Raw genomic sequence first — 22,384 nt, 5'->3', positions numbered from 1 at the left:
ATACTAAGTAAGATAAATAAGCATAATCTATTCCAAATTATATTTAAATAATTCTAATAAATTATGTGCTAGTTCTAAATTTAGTTTGATTTCTTTAAAATCTAAATAAGCAAAGCCATAGCAGTTTTTTGTATAAAATTCCATAAATTCATTGCTAATAGGGTGCTTGTAATTTATATAAAATGAATGCAGCATTAATCTATTTGCTTTATTTTTACTCTTTTCATCAGCGTATATAGTATCTCCTAGAATATATCTATTTACACTAGCTAGATGAGTTCTTATTTGATGAGTTCTTCCACTTTCAAGTTTTGCAGAAATTAGGGCTTTATCATCTAAACTTGCAAGATTTACAAAATGAGTTCTAGCCCATTTGCCCCATCTACTTTCATTTAAGCCATATTTTTTAATACATTCATCTTTGCTTAAAGACTGCATTTTAAGTCTATTATTTTCGTTTCTTTTTATGTATTTTTCTATGTTTTTTTGATTTATTGTATGATTTGTTATTGCTAGATAAATCCTATTAACTTCTTTATTTTTGATTTGATTTGCTAGGCTTATATATGCTTCATTGGTTTTTGCAACTAGCATAATGCCACTTGTATCCTTATCTAATCTATGAACAATTCCAGCTCTTACCTTACCATTAATATCAGCTAATTTATAATTTTTTTCAATCAGCCATTCAACAAGCGAAGCTTCTTTTAAACTAGAGCAACCATGAGTTGCAACTCCGTTTGGTTTGTTAATTACTAGCATATGCTCATCTTCATAGATTATTTCTACATCAAAATTAGCTTCATATTTTGCATTTATGTCTTGAATTTCTGGATAATTTATAAGGATTTCATCGTTTAAATTAAGCATATAAGAGCATTTTGTGCTTTTATCATTTACTAATACATTTTGATTTTTTATTAGATTTGAAATTTGTGAGCGACTTTGTCCTAATTTTTCGGCTAAAAATACATCTAATCTTTTGATTTCATCTGCAATAATCTTACTCAATATTAACCTTTTTAAATCATATTCATAAACAAATTTAGCAAAAGGTTGTAAATTGATAAAATTAGATGGTAAAATTTTAACTCACTTTGATTTTATATTGCCAATGCTTATTTTTCCTATAATTGTGTTTTCTTTTTTGCTAATTAATGAAGCTAATGAAGTTTTAGCACATAAACAAATTGTTTATATAATCGTTGGATTTTTTGCTTTTTTTATATTCTTTTTATTGCCTATTAAAAAAATAGAATGGCTCATACCATTTTTTTATTGGTTTTGTATAGGTTTATTATTATTAGTTGATGTTTTAGGAGCTACTAAATTAGGTGCTACTAGGTGGCTTGAAATACCATTTACAAAATTTACTATTCAACCTAGTGAGATTTTTAAACCTGCATTTTTATTAATGCTTGCGTATTTGATTAAAAACAATCCCCCACCTGATGATGGTTATAGATTTAAAGATTTTTGTAAGATTAGTTTTTACATAATACTTCCTTTTATACTCATTAAAAGTGAGCCTGATTTAGGTTCTGCACTAATTATTTTAATAGTAGGATATGCTACTTTATTTTTAGTAGGCATTTATAAAAAGATTATTTTAACAGGAGTTTTAATCGTAGGAATTTGTGCTCCTTTAGCACCTATTGTGTATGATAATTTAAATGATTATCAAAAGAAAAGAATTAATGATTTTTTAAGCGAAAAACCAAGCTATCAAGTAAGACAAAGTATGATAGCAATAGGAAGTGGCGGAATAAATGGCAAAAGCAAAGATGATGCTACTCAAACTCATTTTAAATTCCTTCCGATAAGCACGAGTGATTTTATTTTTGCTTATACTATTGAAAGGTATGGGTTTTTAGGAGCTTGTTTGCTTTTGGGTTTATATTTATTACTTATTTTGCATTTGCTAAGCTTTAATAATAAGCTTAAAAAAGATCATTTCGCAAGAACTTTTACAAGTGCTTTATCCATTTTGATTTTTATTTATGTTGGGGTTAATATATCAATGACAATAGGTTTTGCTCCTGTTGTAGGTGTGCCATTGCCGTTTTTTAGCTATGGTGGAAGTTCTTTTGTAACCTTTATGATACTTTTTGGGATTTATGAAAACCTTTTAGCATTTAGGTTTGACCCTGATTATAAATTAGTTAGAATTGATTTGTAATTCCTAATTCAAATTCTTTGAAAATTTTGTGGAATTTGAAATAGGAATTAGACTTTTTAAAAGTTTAAAATAAATTGTAGTTTAAAAAGTATTTTTAAATAACTTATATTAAAATTAAAAAATTATAATCAATCATTAAAATACTTATCAAAAGGAATAAATATGAAAATAATGGTAATTCAAGGACCAAATTTAAATATGTTAGGTCAAAGAGACCCTAGAATTTATGGAACAATGACTATGGCTCAAATCCACGAGCAAATGAGTTTAGCAGCTAAAGAAAGTAATGTTGATATTGAGTTTTATCAAAGCAATTATGAAGGCGAAATAATTGATAAAATTCAAGAATGTGTAGGAACTTGTGATGCAATTATTATAAATGCAGGTGGATATACTCACACTTCAGTTGCAATTGCTGATGCGATAGCAGCTACTAGAATGCCTGTTATTGAAGTTCATATTAGCAATATTTATGCTAGAGAAGATTTTAGAGCTAAGAGTTTCTTAAGTCCTGTTTGTGCTGGAACAATTAGTGGTTTTGGACCATTTAGCTATCATTTAGCATTACTTAGTGCAATTCAAATGATACAACAACAAAGAGCGTTTATTGCAGCTCAAGAAGAAGCTTTAAAGAACCAAAATAACGCTTAATGCGTAATTTAAAGATAAACGAGGCTAGATATTTTAAAAGAATAAAATATTATCCTTTTTTTACGAAAGATGATAAAAGATATAAATATTTAGCCTTAGTTTCTCTTGGAAGCAATATAGAGCCTGAGTGTGAAAGGTTTGTAAAATTATTTAGAAAAATACAAGATGATAGAAGAATAAAAATAATTCAAACTTCATCTTTATTAATAAATGAAGCATTTGGATACAAAGAACAAAAGGATTTCACAAATGCTTTAATGTTTGTTAAAACTAGCTTGCATGCAAGAGAATTGCTAAAAGTCTTGCAACATTATGAAAATATTTTTCATAGGAAAAGAAGTTTTAAAAACGCACCTAGAACACTTGATTTAGATATTATTTATTTTAGTGAAAAAACCTATTGTGATGATAGATTAACCTTGCCACATAAGGGAGCAAATGATAGGATTAGCATAACGCTAGTATTAGGAACAATGTAAGGAATTAAAATGGCAATTAGGCAAGATAGTTTTAGAGTAGAAAAAGGTCAGGATTATTTAGCTTATGTTAGAGATTTTTATGGTGATGATGCAGAGATTGTAACGATTGCTCAAGTAGAAGGAAGAACTCCTACAAGTCCTGCTTTAGTTGAAGTAGTTGTTGCTATTGATGATACAAAAGAAAAAAAGCCTTTAGTAAATAAAAGAGCTGTTATGCAATACGAAAACAGCGTAAAAGAATTTGAAAAAAGGATTGAGCCAGTAGAAGAAAACATCATTAAAAAAGAACCTTTAAGACTAAAGCTTAATTCAAATTCTCAAAGCCAAAAAGTAAAAGATGATAAGCAATTATTAAATGAGTTAAATAGCAAGGTTGATTATTTAATGAGTATGAGATGGGGCGAGCTTGCACCTGCTAGAAATAATCTTGAAATCCCACCTGAATTTGCTCTAATTTATGATAAAGCCAAAAAAAGCGATATGCTAGAATGCCATTTAAACGAGATTATGAGAGCAACTCTTAAAAATATGCCTAAAGCATTGTTAGCTAATAAAGACGCTATTAATAGATATTTTACAACCTTGCTTAAAAGTATGATTCCATGTAGGGTTGATTCTCCTATTAGAAAACAAAAAATAATAATGCTAGTAGGTCCAACTGGAGTTGGAAAAACTACAACTTTAGCTAAATTAGCTCATAGATACGCTTATGGCGTTAAAAGATATAAAACTGCCATAATTTCACTAGATAATTTTAGATTAGGGGCAAAAGAACAATTAGCAGAATACGCAACTACTATGATGCTACCAATTCATTTTGTAAATACTCAAGAAGAATTACAAAAAAGCCTTGAATCTTTAAGTGGATACGATGTGGTTTTGATTGATTCAACAGGAAATTCACAATATGATAAAGCAAAGATTGAAAAGCTAGAAAGTTTTTTAAAAGCTAGTCAAAGTGAAATTGAAGTAACCTTGGTTTTAAATGCAGGTATGAAGTATGATGATATGGAGCATACTTATAATGCGTTTAATGTTTTAAAAATTGATACATTAATACTTACTAAGTTTGATGAAACTAGGGCTTTTGGTAATATTTTTTCACTTATTTTTAATGTTAAAAAGCCTGTTTCGTTTTTTTCAACAGGTCAAAATGTGCCTGATGATATAGTAGTTGCTAATAGCGAGTATTTAATAAAATGCGTTTTAGACGGATTTAAAGGATAAATTATGCAAACACAAGCTGATAGATTAAAAGAGCTTATGAAAAATGAGCATAAAGTAAATAAGAAAAACACAAAATTTATAGCTGTTACAAGTGGAAAAGGTGGTGTTGGTAAAAGCACTGTAAGTGCAAATATTGCAAATCTTTTAGCAAATGATGGTTATAAGGTTGGCTTGTTTGATGCTGATATAGGACTTGCTAATTTAGATGTAATATTAAATGTAAAAATAGGCAAAAACTTACTTCATGTATTAAAAGGCGAATGTAAATTAGCTGATATTATTAAGGTTGTAAAGCCAAATTTAAAGCTTATTCCAGGAGATAGTGGCGGAGAGATTTTAAAATATAATAATTCAAATTATTTTGACGCTTTTTTAGATGATGCTGAATTATTAGAAGATTTAGATTTTTTAATAATTGATACTGGTGCTGGAATTGGTGGGACAACTTTACACTTTTTAGAAATTTCTGATGAAGTTATTGTAGTTACTACACCTGATCCTGCTGCAATTACTGATGCTTATGCTACGATTAAAGTAACATCTGAAGTAAGGCGTGATTTTTTAATGATTTTTAATGTTGTTAAAAGCGAAAAAGAAGCACTTGATTTATTTGCAAATATTTCAAAAGTTGCATCTGCAAACATTAAAAACAATCCTGAATTAAAATATTTAGGTTATTTAGAAAGTTCTCAAAATGTAATTGATTGTATAAAAAGTAGGGTATTGTTTTCTCAAAGTTCATCAAGAGAGACAAATCAGCTTAAAAAGATTGTTAATAATCTTTTATCAAAATTGGAACGAAATGTGCTTAAAGACTCTGATTCAAGAAATTTTAAAAGCTTTTTCAAAAGGCTAATTGATAGGATTTAAGCTTAATGAGAACTGATAATTATATTGCATTTTTTACTGTTTGTGGGTTTTTTATAGGTTTTATTTGTGCAGTATTTAAGATAGATGACCCATTTATGATAATAGGATTTACTATATTTACAACTTTTGTATTTTATATATTAATCCATTTAATTGTAATCAATTTCATAGATGCAAAAAAGCTTGGCACAAGGTCATTTGATAAGCATACTTACGAAGTAAATACTAACCATTTTATAAAAGAGCTAGAAATTAGAGAAAATAGAATGGATAAAATCATTCAAAGCGTAGAAAGTGAATTAGATATAATTAAAAAACAAACAAAACAAAAACCTTTAAGGAAACATAATGCAAAGGCGGCTTAATGCTTACGCTAGTGCTATAAAAAACGCACAAGATGAGCTAGCGATAAAATATCAACCTGCTTTAAGGGCTATGGCTTTTAGACTAAAGGAGCGTTTGCCTGCTAGTATTGATGTAAATGACTTAATTAGCGTTGGAACTGAAGAATTAATTAAGTTAGCAAGAAGATATGATGATTTGCAAAATGATAATTTTTGGGGTTATGCAAGAAAAAGAGTATATGGCTCTATGCTTGATTTTTTAAGAAGTCTTGATACTTTAAGTAGAAATAATAGAAAAATCGTAAAAGATGTAGAAAAACTAATAAATGATTATATAAATGATAATGATGAAGAACCAAGTGATGAATATTTAGCTAATGAATTAGGTATAGATATTGAAAAGATAAAAGAAGCAAGAATTGCTAATTCTATTAGCTATGTTATTCCACTTGATGAACAATTAGAAGTTCTTAGCAATGAAGATACAAACGAAAGGCTTGATAGAGAAAATTTATTAGAGCAAATTAGTGAAATTTTAGAAACGTTAAATGAAAGAGAACAATTAATAATTCAATTATATTTTTATGAAGAACTTAGTTTAAAAGAAATTAGTGAGATTTTGCAAGTTAGCGAATCAAGGGTTTGTCAATTGCAAACAAGAGTGATTAATACATTAAGAAAAAGGCTAATGAATGGCTGATATTTTATCTCAAGAAGAAATAGACGCTCTACTTAACTCCGTTGATTCAACCGATGTTGTAACGGAAGCAAAGAAAGAAAACGATGAAAGACAAATAATAATATATGATTTTAAGCGTCCTAATCGTGTTAGTAAAGAGCAACTTCGTGCAGTAAAAGGCATTCATGATAAATTAGCAAGAAGCCTTGCAACTCAAATTTCACAAATAATGAGATCAATGGTTGAAATCAAGCTTCATTCGGTTGATCAAATGACTTATGGTGAGTTTTTGATGTCTTTACCTAATCCTACTAGCTTTAACGTATTTTCAATAAAGCCTTTAGATGGAACTTGCGTTTTAGAAATAAATCCAAGTATTGCCTTTCCTATGATTGATAAATTATTAGGCGGAGCAGGTGAAGGTAGCGAAAAAAATAGAGAATTAACAGATATTGAAATCAACTTACTTGATAGTATTTTAAGAATTATGATGAGTAAGCTTAAAGAAAGCTGGTCAATAATTACTGATATGTATCCTAGCGTAGAAGCTAAAGAAAGTAGCCCAAGCGTTGTTCAAATAGTAAGCCAAAATGAAATCGTAATAATGGTTGTTATGGAGCTTACCATAGGAAATAATAGTGGTATGATTAATATATGCTATCCTGTAATTTATCTTGAGCCTATATTAGGACGCCTTGCAAATCGTGATGTTATTTTAGGCGAAACAAGTGCTAAAAAAAGTAGAAATAAAGAGATAAAAACCCTTGTTGGCCGTGCTGATATGATATATGAAGTTATTTTAGGCAAGGCTTTTATTAGTGTTGAAGAGTTTTTAGGTCTTGAAAATGGTAATATTATTAAATTAAATAGAAATGCAGATGATAAGGCTATTGTAAGTGTTGATGGAAAAGATGTGTTTTTAGCTCAATTTGGAATACATAGATACCAAAAATCAATAAAGATTTTAGATTTAATTAAAACAGATAAAGATGAGGTTAAAAATATTCTTGAAACTTACGAACTAGAGCGTAAGACTAAGGCTGCAGAATTTGATAAGGTTGTAGAAATTCAAGAAGAATCGGCTATGGAAGATGAGGATAATATAAATGATTGATGAGTTTTTAGGTCTATTTGTAAATGAATGTGTAGCTACTATTGAAGGACTTACTGGAAAGAGTGCTAAGTTTAGTTCTTATAGTGAGTTTGATATTAAAAATAATGCTTTAAAACCACCTATTTTAAAAGCTGTTTTTAAAAGCGATGATAAGGAATTTGCTTTTCTTTCAAGCCCTGTTTTAATGAGTGCTATTTCTGAATGGATGATGGGCGAAGAAGAAATTTCTATGAATGAAAACTTAGGAAATGATGAGCTTGATGCAAGCAAAGAAGCTATTAATAATATATTTTCAGCATTTTCAACCTCATTAAACGCTCAAAAAGATTTACCTAAGATGAATTTTTCATTAGAATCTTGCGATTTTTTAACCGATGAATGCGACTTATCAAAATTTCATAAAATTTATTTTTATGATGTAAGTATTAATGGACTTAATGAGCAAGTTAGCTTAGCAATGAATGAAAAAGCTTACAAACTCTTAAATCCGAATTCAAATTCTAACAAAGAAAGTGAGGCAAGTGCTTCTAAAATGGACTTAGGTGAGCTTAAAAACATAGGTTTAATAATGGATGTAAAACTTCCTATTAGAGTAAGAATCGGAAGTAAAAAAATGTTATTAAAAGATGTTTTAACAATGGATATAGGTTCAGTTATAGAGCTTGATCAATTAGCAAATGACCCACTTGAGATTTTAGTAGGAGATAAATGTTTTGCTGAAGGTGAAGTTGTTATTGTAGATGGAAACTTCGGCGTTCAAATAACTAAAATCGGAGATAAAAAAGAAAGGTTAGAAAGTCTTAGATGAAATCAGTTACAATTTTTGGCTCTGCTAGATTTAATGAAGATAGTAAATATTATAAGGAAGCTTTTGCTTTATGTGAAGTTTTGGCAAAAAATGGCTATTCAATTACAACAGGTGGCGGTGGCGGTATTATGCAAGCTGCAAATAAGGCTGCTTTTTTAGTTGGTGGCGTTGAAAGCGTTGGAATAAATATAAAACTTCCAATGGAACAAAAGCTAAATCCATATTGCACTAAATCTATTGAACATAGTGATTTATCTTTAAGAAAAAAAGCTTTAATGCAAAATGATGTAATGATTGTTTGTGCTGGTGGATATGGAACATTAGATGAATTATTTGAAGTTTTAACCCTAGCTCAAACAAAATTAAGAAACTATCAAATCATTTTATATAATGAAGAATTTTTTAAACCTTTGGTTGAGTTTTTTAAAAATACTCTTTTAAAATGTGGTGCAATTGATGAAGAATCATTAAAAATTTTTAGCATTGCAAACACACCTAGCGAAGTTTTAGACTTAATAAAATAATTTTTTAGCCGATATAATTAAAAATTTTTAAACAAGGAAACAAAAATGAGAATAACAAGCTCTTATATTTACTCTCAAAATTTAAATAATTTTCAACGCCAACAAAATTTAATCAATGATGCTAATAATAGATTATCAAGTGGCTTAAAGATTTCAAATTCTTACGAAGATGCTGGTATGTTTTCAGAAGGCTCAAGACTTGTTTATGAATTAGCTACTTTTCAACAAATCAGCGAAGCTGCAAGTAAGGCTATAAATATTACTAAAAACTCGGATAAAGCAATAGATGAGATGAGTAAGTCGCTTGATCAATTTAAAAATAAATTAATTCAAAGTGCAAACGAGGTTCATTCAGATACTTCATTAAACGCTTTAGCAAATGACTTACAAAAAATAAGAGATCATATTGTAAATATTGCGAATACAAGCATTAACGGACAATACTTATTTAGTGGAACTAGCATAGGAACTAAGCCTTTTGATGAAAAAGGAAATTATTTTGGAAATAATGAAAATATGCAAGTTTTATTAGGCTCGAATGTTTATACAGAATACAATATCTCAGGTCAAGAATTAATTAAAGGTGTTGATAATGACTATAAGAAAGTTATAAGCACCAATGTTCGTTTGGTTGATAGAAGATATGATATAAATAAACCTGAAGAAGTGCATTATATAACTCAAGATAATAAAATAAGAGATTTAATAGGTAAAAACTACTTAAAACCTAATAATGATAATAAAGAATTAAATGTAAATGATCATTTTTTAGATAATGATGGAGCTAGATTTCCTGATACTTATTTTTATGTTCGTGGCACTAAAGGAAATGGAGAAAGCTTTAAGGCTAAGTTTAAAATGGAAGCAAATGAAAGCGTAGGAGCTATGCTTACTAAAATCGGCGAACTTTATGGAAATACTAAAGAAAATAAAGTAGTAGATGTTACACTTAGCAAAAATGGAACTATTGAAATCACTGATTTAAAAAACAAAGAAAGTCAAATTAATTTTTCTATGTTTGCTAGCACAGCACAAGCTAGTGACTTTGGTCAAATATATCCACCAAAACCACCTACGCAAGCAGAAATTGATGCTGTAAATGCAGCAGTAGCACATAACGAGCAAGTTACTAATGCAGCAGCTGCAGCTGGAAAACCTGTTGATCCAAAAGATTTAATGCCAGTTCCAACGCTTCCAGTAATTCCACAACCTGTAAATTCACAAAGAGCAAGTGTAAGTGATCCAAGTGATTTAAGAAATAATGATAATGTTTTTGTTTTAGAATTTACAAATACGGGTAATATTGATACTTCTTTTACTAGCGATGGAATTGATTATTCAAGGTCTTTATTTACTAAAAAAGATAATATATTAAGCTCAAATATATCTCAAATAGATAAAAATAAAAATGTAGCAACAGATGAAACAAAATTAGTAAATGCAGCTCAAGGAGCTATTAAATTAAATCCTAACGACAATACAAGACCTGATAGTATATTAAAGCTTGAAATTACTTCAAAAAATAAGGTTCATTATTCAATAGATTTTAATATCACTCAAGGAACGGTAACTGCAAATTATAGACAAAACGGACAAGATAGAACCGTAACTATGCCAATTACGAATGTTGTATATGATCATAATCAGCATATTTCAGATAGTGTTAAAACTGATAACAAAGACATAACTTACAAACAATTAGGAGATGTTATTTCTATGTTTGCTACTGATAATATTCCTACAAGAGATTATCAATTGGTTCCAAAATATCCTAATCAAGCTAATTCTCCTATGATTTTAAATGATGCAGATAAGGCTGAGTTAGAGAGTTTATTAATTAGTTCTAAAAATGCAGTTGATGTAGGGCTTAATGAAAGAGGTCAAATGACTTTAACTGATAAAGGAGCAACCACAACTAAGATAGATTTAGCTATATTTGATGCTAATACTATGAATGCTGATGAATTTGATTTCGGAACTGACGCTAATGGAAATCCTATACAAGAAGGCACTAAAAAAGGAGATTTGTTTAATTTTAATACAAACTCAAGCCTAATAATTGATGAAAGTCATGTTGATATTATTAAAGATTTAGACAAAATGATAGAAGCAGTTAGGAATGGAAATTATAGAGCAGATAGTGATAATCCAGAGTTATTAAAGAGTGTTGGTATCCAAGGTGCTTTAAAAAGAATTGACCATATACAAGATCATATCAATAAAATTCATACAAAAATAGGAGCAACTCAAACAAGTATTCAAAACTCTCAAGATAGAGCAAATTTAATGAAAGTAAATGTTGATCAAGTAAAAGCTGATGTAATTAATGCTGATCCTGCAGAAAGCCAACTTATGCTAATGCAAGCAACCATTACTTTACAAGCTACTTTACAAGCAACAGCACAAGTTTCTAAACTAAGCTTATTAAACTATATGTAAGATGAAAAAAGAACTTATATTTATTTTTACTGCATTTATATTATTTTATTTAAGTTTCGGGTTATTTTTACCCGAAGCTAATGGGATTTTTATTGTTAGTTCATATTTTAATAAAGCTTTAAGATTTTGTTTTGGAAAGTTATCTTATATATTTTTTATAGCTTTTATAGGAGCGTTTTTATATATTTATAATCCTTTTAAAGTGGCTTTAAAATATACTATGAATATATTTTGTATTTTGCTTATTTTGGCTTTACCTTTTGCTAATGTTTTTAATTTAGGTTTAATTAGTATTCTTGGTTGGGTTAATATTATTTTATTTCTTTTATTAGTTTTTGTTTTGATATATTGTAATTATTCTTTTATATATGCCTTATTTAATAAAAAATACGATTTTAAAAATCTTTTTAAGTTAAAAGAAAAACCAAAAACAATCAAAAAAGAAGAAAAGCCTAAAAAACAAACTAAAACAAGTGCAAAAGAAGAGATTTTAAGTGATTTAGGCGATATTAGATTTGTAAAATCTCCTAAAGTAGAAAAAGAAATAATAGATGAAAAAACAAAGATTAATTTTACAAACGATAAGGGCGTAAGCGTAAGTGAGCCAAAAATTGTGTTAGAGCCTTTAATTAATAAAATCAATGATAAAGATGAAATCAAAATAATTAAAAAACCACAAGTAGAAGAAAAAATTCAAGAAATAGAAGAAAACGAAATTCATATTTCAAATTCTAGCACCTTTAACGATGTTGTAGTGGTTGCTGAAAACGAAAGCCAGAGTTTTGTTCCAAAATCTAGTAAAAAAGTAGAAATTTTAAGCGAATTAGCAGAAAACAAAGCTATCTTAAGTGAGCTTGAACTTGGTGCAGTAGAAATCCCTAAAGATTTTGAATTACCAAGCGTAGAATTATTAGACAAGGCTAAAACAACAGAAATCATAATAAATGAAGATGAACTTGATGAAAAGATTAATGAGCTTTTAGCAAAATTAAAGCATTTTAAGATTGATGGAGATGTGGTTAAAACCTACTGGGGTCCTGTGGTTACTACATTTGAGTTTAGACCTGCTGCTGATGTAAAACTTAGTAAAATTTCAGGCCTAGCAGATGATTTGGCAATGGCGCTTAAAGCAACAAGCATTAGAATTCAAGCACCAATTCCAGGAAAAGATGTAGTAGGTATTGAAATCCCAAATAAGACTTCACAAACAATAAATATTAGAACTATTTTTGAAGATGAATTATTTGCAAAAAGCAAAAGTAAATTAACAATAGCTTTAGGTAAAGACATAGTTGGAAATACCTTTGTAACCGACTTAAAACGCTTACCGCATTTATTAATTGCAGGAACAACAGGAAGTGGAAAAAGCGTTGGAATTAATGCTATGATTTTAAGTCTTTTATATAGAAATAGCCCAAGAACTTTAAGGTTTTTGATGATTGACCCTAAAATGCTTGAGTTTTCAATGTATAACGATATTCCACACTTGCTAACTCCAGTAATTACAAGAGCAGAAAAAGCTACCTTAGCTTTAAAAAATATGGTTGCAGAAATGGAGCGAAGGTATGAGCTAATGGCTAGCGTTCAGACAAAAAACATTGAAAGCTTTAACGAAAAAGCTCCTAAAATAGGACTTGAGCCTTTTGCTTATATTGTAATTATTATTGATGAATTGGCTGATTTGATGATGACTAGTGGAAAAGAAGTAGAAGTTTATATCGCAAGACTTGCACAAATGGCAAGAGCAGCAGGAATTCATCTAATAGTAGCAACGCAACGCCCTAGCGTAGATGTTATAACAGGGCTTATTAAGGCAAATTTACCTAGTAGATTAAGCTATAAGGTTGGAACGGGAGTTGATAGTAAGGTTATTTTAGATTCTAAAGGTGCTGAGAGCTTACTTGGTCGTGGAGATAGCTTATTTACCCCACCAGGAACAAGTCAAATAGTAAGGCTTCATGCTCCATTTGCTAGTGAAGAAGAAATAATTAAAGTTGTAGAACATTTAAAAAAGCAAGAAAAAGCAAATTATGATGAAAGTATTTTGCAAGATTCAAGCTACACTCAAACCTATGTAAAAAGCGATAATGATAATGTTGATGAATTATTTAATGAAGCCGTAAGGATAATGCAAGAGAGTGGAAAAACAAGTATTTCTTATATCCAACGCCAATTAAACATAGGTTACAATAGAGCTGCTAATATTGTAGAGCAATGCGAAAAGCAAGGAATTTTGAGCGAACCTAACGCAAAAGGCGTTAGAACACTTTTATAAAAATCCAAGGAGAATTATGACAAAAATAGGAAAAAAAGAATTTTATGTTGTAGCATTAATGCTATTTGCTATGTTTTTTGGTGCAGGCAACTTCATTTTACCACCAAAATTAGGAGTTGATTCAGGTAGTAATTTTTATTTAGCAATTTTATTTTTTTGTGTAACCGGAGTTGCTTTACCTGTTTTAGGTGTTGCAGCAGTTGCTAAGGCAGGAACGCTAAAAGAATTAGCTAGTAGGGTGAATGTATCGTTTGCTATCATTTTTGTAGCTGCTATTTATATTACAATAGGTCCTTTAGTAGCAATTCCAAGGGCTAGCACAATGCCTTATGAAATAATGATTTTACCATTTGTTCCTAGTGAAAATAATATATATTTTTTAGCTTTTTATAGTTTTATTTATTTTGCACTTAATTATTATATATGTTTAAATCCAAGCACTATTTTAGATACTTTAGGAAAGTATTTAACACCTGCTTTACTCATTTTAATAGCAGTATTTTTCATATCAGCTTTTGTGTTAGCAGAAGTTAATATTGCAGAACCTAATGCAAATTATATTAATCATCCTGTTGCTTCAGCTTTTGTTGAAGGTTATCAGACTATGGACGCACTTGCAGCTTTAGTTTTTGGAATTAGCGTTGTTGGTGCTTTAAAATCTTTAGGAGTAAAAAACAAACATCAATTATCATTACTTACTATAAAAGCAGGTTTGTTTTCAGGAGTTATTTTAATAATAGTTTATTTTGCTCTAGGATATTTAGGATATGTTTATGGCAATACCTTTAAAGACGCTAGTAATGGAGCTGTTTTATTATCTTTAATTAGCAATGATTTATTTGGAAGTTTTGGAAGATTTATTCTAGGAATTACAGCTTTACTTGCTTGTCTTACAACTACTATAGGATTAATTGGCTCAAGTGCTAGTTATTTTAGTAGCGTTACTAAGATTTCTTATAAAACTTGGGTTATTATTTGGGTTGTTGCTAGCTTTTTATTATCAATTCAAGGTTTAACTCAGATTTTAAAAGTTAGTATTCCTATATTAATTGCTATTTATCCTATTGCTATTGTTTTAATAATCTTATCTTTAATAAATAATTTAATAAATGAGAGCAAGATTATTTATAGATTTAGTGTTTATACCGCAGCATTTATAGGCATATTAAATGCAATTGATAGTTCAAGTTTAAGTATTAATGAAGTTAAGATTTTAACTTATTTAGGAATTGATAAATTTTTAAATATCTTGCCATTTTATTCATCAATGCTTGGCTGGATTGTTCCTGTTATTATTATGTTTATTATTTCTTACATAATTGAAATTTTTAGTAAAAAAGATAGCTTTTAATATTTAAAAGCTATTTAAAAAATAAAGTTTTATTATTTTATGTTAATATGAAACACTTTATAACAAAAAGGAGTGTTTCATGAAAGCAAAAATATTAAAAGAAGCTTTAAAATCAAACAAATTATTAGTAGCACCCGGAGCTGCAAATGCTTTATATGCAAGACTTATTGAGTTAGCAGGTTTTGATGTAGTGTATGCAACGGGTGCAGGTATGGCAAATATGCAGTTTGGCTATCCTGATATAGGTTTAGTTAGCATGAATGAAATGCTAGAAAATACAAAAAGAATAAACGATGCAACAAATCTTCCCGTAATTGCAGATATAGATAATGGTTACGGAAATGCTTTAAATGTTTATAGAACTGCAAAAGAATTTTCTAAAAACAAAATAGCAGCACTTCAACTAGAAGACCAACAACTTCCTAAAAGATGTGGACATTTTGAAGGTAAAAAGATTATAAGCCAAGAAGAAATGTGTTCTAAAATTAAAGCTTGCAAAGATGCTTTAGAATACGATACTTTAATAATCGCAAGAACTGACGCTATTGCTGTAAATGGTTTTGATGATGCAATTGCTAGAGCTAATGCTTATTTAGAAAGTGGAGCTGATATATTATTTATTGAAGCGCCTACTAGTGTTGAGCAAATGGCACAATTACCAAAATTAGTAAAAGGCTATCATATAGCAAATATGGTAGAAGGTGGAAAAACTCCGATATTAACAAATGATGAATTAGAAAAAATGGGCTTTAATATAGTTCTTTATGCAAATGCAACGCTAAAAGCAGCAGTTAAGGGTATGAATGATTTATTAAATCATTTAAAAACTACTGGCACAACAGCAAATGCAGAGCATTTAATGATATCTATGAAAGAGCGCAATAGAATTTGCGAGTTTGATAAATGGATGGAAATAGAAAATAAATATAAAGGATAAAAGATGAAACTTAAATGCAGTGTTTATAGGGGTGGCACTAGCAGAGGGCTTATGTTTAATGAAGCCGATTTACCTAAAGATAAGCAATTATGGGCAAATATCTTTAAAGGTGCAATAGATTGTGTAAATCAAAACGCAGTTGATGGATTAGGTGGTTCGATATCATCTACTAATAAAGTTTGTGTAATTAAACAAACTAATAATAAAAATTATGATATTGAATGGGAATTTTATCAAGTCGGCGTGATGAAGGATAGTGTTGATAACAAAGGCACTTGCGGTAATTTAATTGCAGCTGTTGCAGCATATGCAATTAATGAAAAATTATTTAGTTTTGATAGTAGGGCTAGTAATGTTTGTATTAGGATTTTTAATACAAATATTAAAAAAATCATTGAAGTTCGCACGAAGCTAAAAAATGGCGAGTTTGCTGAAATAGGTGATGAAATAATGCAAGGAGTAAGCAGCACTTGCTCGCTTGCTAATGTGTTTATAAAAGATGCAGGTGGTGAGCAAACAGGAGAAAAATATCCACTAGGTAAAATTAGTGATTTTAATGGTATTAGAGCGACATTACTTGATTTAATAAATCCATTTTTATATGTAAATGGACTTGATTTTGATTTGGATTTTTCTAAAAATTATGATGAATTTAGTAAGGATTTAAGTTTAGAAAGATTAAATAATTTAAGAGATTTTTACACTATAAAATTAGGCTTTGCAGAAGATGAAAGCAAGTTAAGTGAAAATCAAGCAATTCCAAAAATAGCTGCTATTTTTAAAAGCGATAACAAAGAAGAATTTGATATAGGAATTAGGGTTTTAAGCCTTAGAAATCTTCACAAAAGCTCACCTGCTAGTGGGCTTTATAATTTAGCTGTTGCAGCACTTGAAGGTGGAACTTTAGCAAATGAGTTAAGCGGATTAAAAATGATAGAAAATGGCATTCAAGACGTAAGAATTAAACACTTTTTAGGTGTTGTAAGTGTTAGTGTTGAAATAAAAAATGGTAAAATAATAGGCGTTGGACTTAAAAGAAGTGCAAGAAGAATAATGGACGGATTTATTTATATAAAGGAGATTTAATGAGAAAGTTTAAATGTAGTATTTATAGAGGTGGGACATCTAAGGCTGTTTGTTTTTATGAAAAAGATATGCCAGCAAGAGAAAAATGGAGCGAGTTTTTACCTGATGTAATGGGAACTGCTACAAAGCAAATTGATGGGCTTGGTGGTGCTGCTTCGGTAACTTCAAAGGTGGCTATTGTTGATATTAAAAACGATGAATTAACCTATACTTTTGCTCAAGTTAGTATTGATAAAGAAGTGGTTGATTTTAATAGCAATTGTGGAAATATTAGTTCTTGTGTTGGTGCTTTTGCTTATGATTTGGGTTTAATTGATTTAAATAATCCTAAAATGTATGAAAAAATCATTATTAAAGATGAATGCGATTTAGAAAATAATATTATTTGCGTTAGGATACTAAATACTAATACAAATAAGTATTTAAAAGCTAGATTTAAGCTAAGCGATGATTTAAAGAGCTTTAATCCAGACGGCGATACAAAAATAGCAGGAGTTCCTAATAGTGCTAGTGAGATTAAATTAGGCTTTATTAATCCTGAAGGCTCTATGAATAAAGGCTTATTGCCAACTAAAGAAGCTAAGCAAGTAATAAATTCAAGTTTTGGCAATATTGAGATTAGCATAGTTGATGCAGGTGCTGCTCTTGTATTTATGAAGGCTAAAGATTTATTAAGTGGCGATTTATACGGAGAAATTCCACAAAATGAGCTTGATAAAATTGAAGAAGTAAGAAGTATAGCAAGTGAGCTAATAGGCTTAGCGAAAAAAGAAGAAGCAACAGTGAAAAACCCTTCAGTTCCTAAAGCTTGCTTAGTAGATTTCGTGCAAGATTATGAAGCTACAAATGGTGCTAAGATTAGTAAAGATAGTGTTAATGTATGCGTTAGAATGATGAGTATGCAACGCCCACACCCATCAATTGCAGTTACAGGAACGGTGTGTATTTCAATGGCTGCAAAGACAAAAGGAACATTAATTAACGAGCATTTAAGTAATTTTTCTAATGAATTAGTAATAGCTCATCCAAGTGGCACAATTACAGGCTTTATTGATGATGAAAGCGTAAGCGTGATTAGAACTGCAAGATGCTTAATGCAAGGTTTTGTATTTACTAGAAAAGATTATTAAGATTGCTAAATTCCTATTTTAAATTCTAAGAATTTAAAATAGGTTGAATTGTAATGTGATGGATATTAAACTCATGTTTTAGTGAATGAGAAAGAACTTTTATAATATCTTGAAAATTATTTAAATCATCAATCATCATATGAGCTGTTAGTATGTGATAATCTTGCGAGATTGAGTGAATATGAATATCATGAATATCTTTTATGCTAGAGTGTTTGCTTAAGATAAATTCTTTTATTTTATTTATTTCAATAAAAGAGCCTTCAAGTAAAATATCCAAACTTTGCTTAAAAAGATTAAAAGACCATTTAGCAATAACTAAAGCAATCATTAAAGCCAAAATTGTATCAATAAAATAAAAATTAGTATAATAAATGATAATTCCGCCTACAATAATTGCAACCGAGCTAAGCAAATCGCTTAGCATATGAATTATGCTTGATTTAATATTTAAATTATCTGTATCTGCTTTCATTAATAATAAAGCACTAATAATATTTGCTAATGTTCCAAAACTAGCTACGATAAGCATTGTAGAAATATCAATTTCGCTTGGATTTAATAGTTTTTCTATTGCTTCATAAATTATAAAAAGTGTAAAAATGGCTATTAAGATAGCATTAATAAAAGCAGCAATTATCTCAGCTCTATAATATCCGTAAGTTTTAAAATCATCTTTTTTCTTAGCTAAAATTATTGCAAAATAGCTAATTATTAATGCAAATGCGTGTGTTATCATATGCAACGCATCGCTGATTAAGGCTAAAGAATTAGTTAAATATCCATAAATTACTTCAACTATCATAATTACAAAAGTTACTATAAAACTAAGTAATAAAGCTTTTTTATTTTTTGAAAAATCTATATTATGAGAGTGATTATGCGAGTGTTCGTGTGAATGATCGTGTGAATGTTCGCAATGCTTTTTGATAGGCTCGTGAATTAAAGTATTCATTTTAGCTCCTTTAGTTTTAATAATTTTAATACATATTATAAATAATGTAAATTACTTACTTTTTTGTTTGTATTGAATTAATGTTTTTAATTATGTAATATTTATTAAAGGAGTTATTATGAAAACAATCACTTGTCCTTTGCAAGTCGCAGCAAAAACTATAAGTGGAAAGTGGAAAAGCATAATTATTTTTCAATTAAGTTTAGGTAATGCATCTTTGTCAAAATTACAAAAAGAAATAATTGGAATTAGCCAAAAAATGCTCCTTCAACACCTAAAAGAACTAAAAGAAGATGGCTTAATAGATAAAATAAATTATGATGGTTATCCCTTAAAGGTAGAATATTTTCTTACTAATAGAGGAAAAGAAATGTTAAAAGCTATTATGATTTTTCAGCAAATTGGCACTCAAATAATGCAAGAAAATAATACCTATCATTTATTAAGCGAAGAAGCTTTGCAATACTTACAAAAAAGTAAGTAATTGACAATTATTTTCAAAAAAATTAATATGTATTTTTAATTTTATCTAAGGAGAAATTATGAATACAAAAGTTCAATTAATTAGAAGTGCATGTGTGAAAATTACAATCAATAATACCTGTTTTTTAATAGACCCTATGTTAGCACCAAAGGGCTCTTATGAAGGATTTGCAAATACTTATAATTCGCATTTGAAAAATCCTTTAGTGGATTTGCCTTTTAGTCTTGAAGAAGTTTTAAGTAATGTTAATGCTGTAATAATTACTCATAATCATTTAGATCATATTGATGAATTTGCATGTTTGAAAATGAATAAAAATCTAAAAATGATAGTTCAAAACCAACAAGATTATGAGTTTATAAAACAATATGGCTTTAGTGATATTGAGATTTTAAATGATAATTTAGAGTTTCAAGGAGTAAAATTAAGAAAAACAAAAGCAAAGCACGGAAGTGAAGAAATATATAAAAATGATGAATTAGCAAGACTTTTAGGCGATACTATGGGAATTGTTTTTAGTGCAAAAGATTGTAAAAGTGTGTATTTGATAGGAGATAGTGTTTTAACAGATGATGTTATAAATACTTTAAACCAAAATCATGATATTGTCATAGCAAATGCAGGAAATGCTAAGGTTTTAGGATTTGATGATAGTATTATTATGAATGAAAACGATATTAAAAATATTGCAAAAATATCAACAAGCAAAATAATAGCCGTTCATTTAGAAGCAATAAATCATTGTGTTTTAACTAGAAATGATTTAAGAGATTTTGTAAATAAAAATAATTTAAACAATAGAGTTTTAATTCCAGAAGATGGAGAAACTTATATTTTTTAGGAGATAATTTGAAAAATATAAAACTTTTTATAAACGGAATGCATTGCGTAAATTGTGCGAATTCTATAAAACAAGCTGCTTTAAAACAAGGCGCTTTGACAGCGAATGTTGATTTCATAAATAAATTTGGCGAATTTAGTGTAGATGATGATTTTGATAGCGAGAAATTAATTTTTGCTATCAAAAAATTAGGCTTTGAAGTTAGCCTTGATAAAATCAAAGCCAAAAACACCTATGAAGGCACTAGATTAGTATTTTTAGCTATTTTTAGCGTTTTAACTTTTATTGATTTTAGCTTTTTTACCTCTTGCTTGATTGCAAGTTTTGCCATATTACTTTCTTATGATTTTTATAAAAGAGTGATATTTCATAAAAGTTATGGAATGGATTTATTAGTAGTGCTTGGAATTAGCATAAATTATTTTTATTCATTTTTTAGCATTCATCATCATTTCTTTTTTGAGAGCACTTTTGTTTGCTTTGTGATTAGACTTGGCAAATTTATTGAAAACAAGGCAAAAGCAAAAGCCAATTCATTAATTGCTCCAAACGAAATTCCAAACATTACTTTAGCAAGTAGCAAGATTTTAAAAGCTAATGAAATAAGCATAAATGATGAATTAATTATAAAAAATGGCGAAGAAATATTAGTAGATGGGATTTGCTTAAACGATGCTTTAATAAATGAAAGCGTTATAAGTGGAGAAAGTGTAAGCCTAATTAAAAAAGCAGGAGATTTCATATACGCTGGAAGCATTAATGATGGCGAAGTTTTAAGGATGAGAGCAAGTTGTGAGTATTATGAAAGCTCACTTGAAAAATTAAAAGATGAAGCAATGAAAGCTAGTAATAAAGAGCTAAAAGCCTTTAAAATGGTTGATAAAATTAGCAGATATTTTGTATTAATTATCTGTATAATTGCTAGTATTACAGGAATTGCATGGTATTTTATAGATTCATCAAAGGTGTTTTTTTATGTTAGTAGTGTGCTGTTAATTTCATGCCCATGTGCTTTAGGACTTGCAATTCCTATGGTAATAGCAATTTGTATTAATTTATGCTTTAAAGAAAAGATAATTTTAAAAAATCCAGAATTAATAAGCTCTATAAAAGACATAGAATGCTTTATATTTGATAAAACAGGCACACTTACAAATGACATTCAAGCAATAAAACATGATTTAAGTTACGATGATTTTAGGCTAATCGCAAGTATTGAAAACTTGCAAAATCATCCGATAGCAAAAAGTATTACAAATAATTTTAATGATTTTTTGGCATTAAATGGCAAAAGTTATTTGCAAGATAATGTACTGCATTATGAAGATGAGAGTGTAAAGGTAAGGATAGAGCCACTTGAAAATGATTTGATGTGTTATAAAAATGATGGCTTTATAGGCAAAATCACTTTAGAAAATGAGCTAAATAAAAACGCAAAAGAATTAATAGAGTTTTTAAAATCACTAGGAAAAAGAATAATAATAATTAGTGGAGATAGTAAAAACAAAGTAGTTGATTTAGCTAAAAAGCTTAATATAGATGAATACTATTATAGAGTAAGTCCTGTGCAAAAAGCTGAGATAATCTCACAATTAGGTGTAAGCTCGGTTTTTGTAGGTGATGGTGCAAATGATATAAAAGCACTTAGAAAGGCTAATTTTGGAATATCATTTAGCAAAGCAAATGCGATTGCTAAAAATAAAGCCGATGCCTTGCTTTTAGAAAATGATTTAATCAAAATCAAAAAACTTTTTGAGATATTTGATAAATCATATTCAAAAATTAAGCAAAATTTATTCATATCGTTTTTTTATAATTTTTTTGGGATTGCTCTAGCTTGTGGGATTTTTAGCGAGATTAATCTGCATTTAAATCCAGCTCTATGTGCCATGCTTATGAGTATTTCATCGCTTATTGTTGTGTTTAATTCTTTGCTTTTATTTAAAGAATTAAAATCTTAATTCCTATTTCAAATTCCATAAAAATTTCAAAGAATTTGAATTAGGAATTT

Annotated in this window: 21 protein-coding genes; 19 read left to right on the top strand and 2 right to left on the bottom strand. The window is 28.8% G+C overall.

Annotated elements, in window-relative coordinates:
• Window positions 1–27: 27 nt before the first annotated feature.
• Window positions 28–1,011, bottom strand: coding sequence for an RluA family pseudouridine synthase (locus AVANS_RS06970; RefSeq protein ID WP_239817171.1), 984 nt, complete (start codon window positions 1,009–1,011; stop codon window positions 28–30).
• A gap of 52 nt (window positions 1,012–1,063) precedes the next feature.
• On the opposite strand from AVANS_RS06970, the gene AVANS_RS06965 reads away from it, so the two are divergent.
• The 16 genes from AVANS_RS06965 to AVANS_RS06890 all read left to right on the top strand — a co-directional run bounded on the left by AVANS_RS06965 (window position 1,064) and on the right by AVANS_RS06890 (window position 18,093).
• A complete protein-coding gene (locus AVANS_RS06965) occupies window positions 1,064–2,179 on the top strand; it encodes an FtsW/RodA/SpoVE family cell cycle protein (protein WP_239817170.1) in 1,116 nt (371 codons plus the stop codon).
• A 162-nt stretch (window positions 2,180–2,341) separates the two neighbouring features.
• The gene (aroQ, locus tag AVANS_RS06960) at window positions 2,342–2,830 is read left to right on the top strand and encodes a type II 3-dehydroquinate dehydratase (RefSeq protein WP_239817169.1); all 489 of its coding nucleotides are present in this window, start codon (window positions 2,342–2,344) and stop codon (window positions 2,828–2,830) included.
• Window positions 2,830–3,309 (top strand): 2-amino-4-hydroxy-6-hydroxymethyldihydropteridine diphosphokinase, encoded by a 480-nt coding sequence (folK, locus tag AVANS_RS06955; protein WP_239817168.1) that lies wholly within the window; start codon window positions 2,830–2,832, stop codon window positions 3,307–3,309. The genes aroQ and folK overlap by 1 nt, the downstream gene beginning before the upstream one ends.
• Window positions 3,310–3,318: 9 nt before the next feature.
• On the top strand, window positions 3,319–4,536 hold the full coding sequence (gene flhF / locus AVANS_RS06950; protein WP_239817167.1) for a flagellar biosynthesis protein FlhF: 1,218 nt from the start codon (window positions 3,319–3,321) through the stop codon (window positions 4,534–4,536).
• Window positions 4,537–4,539: 3 nt separating this feature from the next.
• On the top strand, window positions 4,540–5,406 hold the full coding sequence (locus AVANS_RS06945) for a P-loop NTPase (protein WP_239817166.1): 867 nt from the start codon (window positions 4,540–4,542) through the stop codon (window positions 5,404–5,406).
• Window positions 5,407–5,411: 5 nt separating this feature from the next.
• The gene (locus AVANS_RS06940; RefSeq protein WP_239817165.1) at window positions 5,412–5,771 is read left to right on the top strand and encodes a hypothetical protein; all 360 of its coding nucleotides are present in this window, start codon (window positions 5,412–5,414) and stop codon (window positions 5,769–5,771) included.
• Window positions 5,755–6,450, top strand: coding sequence for an RNA polymerase sigma factor FliA (locus tag AVANS_RS06935; RefSeq protein ID WP_239817164.1), 696 nt, complete (start codon window positions 5,755–5,757; stop codon window positions 6,448–6,450). Before AVANS_RS06940 ends, AVANS_RS06935 begins: the two co-directional genes overlap by 17 nt.
• Window positions 6,443–7,543, top strand: a complete 1,101-nt coding sequence (gene fliM / locus AVANS_RS06930) for a flagellar motor switch protein FliM (RefSeq protein WP_239817163.1) — start codon at window positions 6,443–6,445, stop codon at window positions 7,541–7,543. Before AVANS_RS06935 ends, fliM begins: the two co-directional genes overlap by 8 nt.
• Entirely contained in the window at window positions 7,536–8,351 is an 816-nt protein-coding gene (gene fliY / locus AVANS_RS06925; protein ID WP_239817162.1) for a flagellar motor switch protein FliY, read from the top strand. Before fliM ends, fliY begins: the two co-directional genes overlap by 8 nt.
• The gene (locus tag AVANS_RS06920; RefSeq protein WP_239817161.1) at window positions 8,348–8,875 is read left to right on the top strand and encodes a TIGR00730 family Rossman fold protein; all 528 of its coding nucleotides are present in this window, start codon (window positions 8,348–8,350) and stop codon (window positions 8,873–8,875) included. Before fliY ends, AVANS_RS06920 begins: the two co-directional genes overlap by 4 nt.
• Before the next feature lie 45 nt (window positions 8,876–8,920).
• Window positions 8,921–11,314, top strand: coding sequence for a flagellin (locus AVANS_RS06915; RefSeq protein WP_239817160.1), 2,394 nt, complete (start codon window positions 8,921–8,923; stop codon window positions 11,312–11,314).
• Window position 11,315: 1 nt separating this feature from the next.
• Window positions 11,316–13,589: a DNA translocase FtsK gene (locus AVANS_RS06910; protein ID WP_239817159.1), complete on the top strand. Its 2,274-nt coding sequence runs from the start codon at window positions 11,316–11,318 to the stop codon at window positions 13,587–13,589.
• A 16-nt stretch (window positions 13,590–13,605) separates the two neighbouring features.
• Window positions 13,606–14,940, top strand: a complete 1,335-nt coding sequence (brnQ, locus tag AVANS_RS06905; protein ID WP_239817158.1) for a branched-chain amino acid transport system II carrier protein — start codon at window positions 13,606–13,608, stop codon at window positions 14,938–14,940.
• Window positions 14,941–15,019: 79 nt separating this feature from the next.
• Window positions 15,020–15,877, top strand: coding sequence for an oxaloacetate decarboxylase (locus AVANS_RS06900; RefSeq protein ID WP_239817157.1), 858 nt, complete (start codon window positions 15,020–15,022; stop codon window positions 15,875–15,877).
• 3 nt (window positions 15,878–15,880) lie between these two features.
• Window positions 15,881–16,963 carry a PrpF domain-containing protein gene (locus AVANS_RS06895; RefSeq protein ID WP_239817156.1) on the top strand — a complete coding sequence of 361 codons (1,083 nt, stop codon included), beginning with the start codon at window positions 15,881–15,883 and terminating at the stop codon, window positions 16,961–16,963.
• A complete protein-coding gene (locus tag AVANS_RS06890; RefSeq protein WP_239817155.1) occupies window positions 16,963–18,093 on the top strand; it encodes a PrpF domain-containing protein in 1,131 nt (376 codons plus the stop codon). The genes AVANS_RS06895 and AVANS_RS06890 overlap by 1 nt, the downstream gene beginning before the upstream one ends.
• Before the next feature lie 25 nt (window positions 18,094–18,118).
• On the opposite strand, the gene AVANS_RS06885 is transcribed toward AVANS_RS06890, so the two are convergent.
• A complete protein-coding gene (locus AVANS_RS06885) occupies window positions 18,119–19,048 on the bottom strand; it encodes a cation diffusion facilitator family transporter (RefSeq protein WP_239817154.1) in 930 nt (309 codons plus the stop codon).
• Window positions 19,049–19,166: 118 nt separating this feature from the next.
• Here AVANS_RS06885 and AVANS_RS06880 point away from each other — a divergent pair, with 118 nt between their 5' ends.
• Genes AVANS_RS06880 through AVANS_RS06870 form a run of 3 tightly spaced genes read left to right on the top strand, consistent with a single transcriptional unit; the run spans window position 19,167 to window position 22,334 of the window.
• Window positions 19,167–19,532 carry a helix-turn-helix domain-containing protein gene (locus tag AVANS_RS06880; protein WP_239817153.1) on the top strand — a complete coding sequence of 122 codons (366 nt, stop codon included), beginning with the start codon at window positions 19,167–19,169 and terminating at the stop codon, window positions 19,530–19,532.
• A gap of 58 nt (window positions 19,533–19,590) precedes the next feature.
• Complete coding sequence (locus tag AVANS_RS06875) at window positions 19,591–20,373, top strand: MBL fold metallo-hydrolase (RefSeq protein ID WP_239817152.1); 783 nt, start codon at window positions 19,591–19,593, stop codon at window positions 20,371–20,373.
• A gap of 8 nt (window positions 20,374–20,381) precedes the next feature.
• Window positions 20,382–22,334 (top strand): HAD-IC family P-type ATPase, encoded by a 1,953-nt coding sequence (locus AVANS_RS06870; protein WP_239817151.1) that lies wholly within the window; start codon window positions 20,382–20,384, stop codon window positions 22,332–22,334.
• Window positions 22,335–22,384: the final 50 nt, after the last annotated feature.

Origin of the sequence: Campylobacter sp. RM5004 (assembly GCF_022369455.1) — a bacterium.
Lineage (GTDB): Bacteria > Campylobacterota > Campylobacteria > Campylobacterales > Campylobacteraceae > Campylobacter_E.
This window is presented reverse-complemented; position numbering and strand designations above follow the sequence as displayed.

Excerpts from the sequence above, each read along its gene's own strand:
- aroQ (WP_239817169.1), top strand. The coding sequence starts at position 2,342 with ATGAAAATAATGGTAATTCAAGGACCAAATTTAAATATGTTAGGTCAA.
- folK (WP_239817168.1), top strand. The coding sequence starts at position 2,830 with ATGCGTAATTTAAAGATAAACGAGGCTAGATATTTTAAAAGAATAAAA.
- flhF (WP_239817167.1), top strand. The coding sequence starts at position 3,319 with ATGGCAATTAGGCAAGATAGTTTTAGAGTAGAAAAAGGTCAGGATTAT.
- AVANS_RS06945 (WP_239817166.1), top strand. The coding sequence starts at position 4,540 with ATGCAAACACAAGCTGATAGATTAAAAGAGCTTATGAAAAATGAGCAT.
- AVANS_RS06940 (WP_239817165.1), top strand. The coding sequence starts at position 5,412 with ATGAGAACTGATAATTATATTGCATTTTTTACTGTTTGTGGGTTTTTT.
- AVANS_RS06935 (WP_239817164.1), top strand. The coding sequence starts at position 5,755 with ATGCAAAGGCGGCTTAATGCTTACGCTAGTGCTATAAAAAACGCACAA.
- fliM (WP_239817163.1), top strand. The coding sequence starts at position 6,443 with ATGGCTGATATTTTATCTCAAGAAGAAATAGACGCTCTACTTAACTCC.
- fliY (WP_239817162.1), top strand. The coding sequence starts at position 7,536 with ATGATTGATGAGTTTTTAGGTCTATTTGTAAATGAATGTGTAGCTACT.
- AVANS_RS06920 (WP_239817161.1), top strand. The coding sequence starts at position 8,348 with ATGAAATCAGTTACAATTTTTGGCTCTGCTAGATTTAATGAAGATAGT.
- AVANS_RS06915 (WP_239817160.1), top strand. The coding sequence starts at position 8,921 with ATGAGAATAACAAGCTCTTATATTTACTCTCAAAATTTAAATAATTTT.
- AVANS_RS06910 (WP_239817159.1), top strand. The coding sequence starts at position 11,316 with ATGAAAAAAGAACTTATATTTATTTTTACTGCATTTATATTATTTTAT.
- brnQ (WP_239817158.1), top strand. The coding sequence starts at position 13,606 with ATGACAAAAATAGGAAAAAAAGAATTTTATGTTGTAGCATTAATGCTA.
- AVANS_RS06900 (WP_239817157.1), top strand. The coding sequence starts at position 15,020 with ATGAAAGCAAAAATATTAAAAGAAGCTTTAAAATCAAACAAATTATTA.
- AVANS_RS06895 (WP_239817156.1), top strand. The coding sequence starts at position 15,881 with ATGAAACTTAAATGCAGTGTTTATAGGGGTGGCACTAGCAGAGGGCTT.
- AVANS_RS06890 (WP_239817155.1), top strand. The coding sequence starts at position 16,963 with ATGAGAAAGTTTAAATGTAGTATTTATAGAGGTGGGACATCTAAGGCT.
- AVANS_RS06885 (WP_239817154.1), bottom strand. The coding sequence starts at position 19,048 with ATGAATACTTTAATTCACGAGCCTATCAAAAAGCATTGCGAACATTCA.
- AVANS_RS06880 (WP_239817153.1), top strand. The coding sequence starts at position 19,167 with ATGAAAACAATCACTTGTCCTTTGCAAGTCGCAGCAAAAACTATAAGT.
- AVANS_RS06875 (WP_239817152.1), top strand. The coding sequence starts at position 19,591 with ATGAATACAAAAGTTCAATTAATTAGAAGTGCATGTGTGAAAATTACA.